General features: G+C 49.2%; 8 tRNA genes and 1 rRNA gene. All 9 read left to right on the top strand.

The features are described 5' to 3' along the window. Positions 1–279: 279 nt before the first annotated feature. The 9 genes from rrf to DIS06_RS19915 all read left to right on the top strand — a co-directional run bounded on the left by rrf (position 280) and on the right by DIS06_RS19915 (position 1100). A 5S ribosomal RNA gene (gene rrf, locus DIS06_RS19955) occupies positions 280–395 on the top strand. A gap of 11 nt (positions 396–406) precedes the next feature. Continuing rightward, positions 407–481, top strand: a tRNA-Asn gene (locus tag DIS06_RS19950). A gap of 3 nt (positions 482–484) precedes the next feature. After that, positions 485–576: transfer RNA gene (locus tag DIS06_RS19945), tRNA-Ser, on the top strand. A gap of 19 nt (positions 577–595) precedes the next feature. Then, positions 596–670, top strand: a tRNA-Glu gene (locus tag DIS06_RS19940). A gap of 7 nt (positions 671–677) precedes the next feature. Further along, positions 678–753, top strand: a tRNA-Val gene (locus DIS06_RS19935). A 16-nt stretch (positions 754–769) separates the two neighbouring features. Then, positions 770–846, top strand: a tRNA-Met gene (locus DIS06_RS19930). A gap of 4 nt (positions 847–850) precedes the next feature. Further along, positions 851–926: transfer RNA gene (locus DIS06_RS19925), tRNA-Asp, on the top strand. A 10-nt stretch (positions 927–936) separates the two neighbouring features. After that, a tRNA-Phe gene (locus DIS06_RS19920) sits at positions 937–1012 on the top strand. A 12-nt stretch (positions 1013–1024) separates the two neighbouring features. Then, positions 1025–1100: transfer RNA gene (locus DIS06_RS19915), tRNA-Thr, on the top strand. Positions 1101–1173 lie beyond the last annotated feature (73 nt).

The following is a 1173-nucleotide window of genomic DNA, read 5'->3' as shown; positions in this document are numbered from 1 at the left end:
TGACATGTGTAGCTGACTGATACTAATCGGTCGAGGACTTAACCACTTAAGAAAAGCAAAGGCGACTGTTCACCTTTGAGAGACATTAGAGCTTTTGACAGGGAAACTGTTCTGTAGTTTCATTGGCAAAAGTGAAATGCCCAAAAAGGTAGGAGCCATAGCTAGACAATTAGAAAAGCGTATGCTTTTCCTCAGCAAATTGTTATCTAGTTTTGAGAGAACAAACTTTTTTAAAAAAAGTGTTGCATTTCTCTAGAAGATTGTTATAATAGAATAGTGTCTGGTGGCGATAGCAGAGAGGTCACACCCGTTCCCATGCCGAACACGGAAGTTAAGTTCTCTAGCGCCGATGGTAGTTGGGACTTTGTCCCTGTGAGAGTAGGACGTTGCCTGGCATTATTATTATTCCACAGTAGCTCAGTGGTAGAGCAATCGGCTGTTAACCGATCGGTCGTAGGTTCGAGTCCTACCTGTGGAGCCATTTGGAGAGCTGTCCGAGTGGTCGAAGGAGCACGATTGGAAATCGTGTAGGCGGTTAACACTGTCTCAAGGGTTCAAATCCCTTGCTCTCCGCCACTATTTTAAAAGCTTCAATGGCCCATTGGTCAAGCGGTTAAGACACCGCCCTTTCACGGCGGTAACACGGGTTCGAATCCCGTATGGGTCACCAATTATATGGAGGATTAGCTCAGCTGGGAGAGCACCTGCCTTACAAGCAGGGGGTCGGCGGTTCGATCCCGTCATCCTCCACCATAGAGACATTTATTATCGCGGGGTGGAGCAGTCTGGTAGCTCGTCGGGCTCATAACCCGAAGGTCGCAGGTTCAAATCCTGTCCCCGCAACCAAAGTGGTCCCGTGGTGTAGCGGTTAACATGCCTGCCTGTCACGCAGGAGATCGCGGGTTCGATTCCCGTCGGGACCGCCATTTTTAAAAAGGCTCGGTAGCTCAGTTGGTAGAGCAATGGACTGAAAATCCATGTGTCGGCGGTTCGATTCCGTCCCGAGCCACCATTTTGAAAGATTGCCGGTGTAGCTCAATTGGTAGAGCAACTGACTTGTAATCAGTAGGTTGGGGGTTCAAGTCCTCTCGCCGGCACCATTTCAAAATTATATGTGGAGGGGTAGCGAAGTGGCTAAACGCGGCGGACTGTAAATCCGCTCCCTCAGGGTTC

This window comes from Bacillus sp. CGMCC 1.16541 (assembly GCF_003184905.1).
Taxonomy (GTDB): Bacteria; Bacillota; Bacilli; order Bacillales; family Bacillaceae_H; genus Priestia.
The sequence above is the reverse complement of the archived record's forward strand: the minus strand, read 5'-3'. Positions and strand labels throughout refer to the sequence as shown.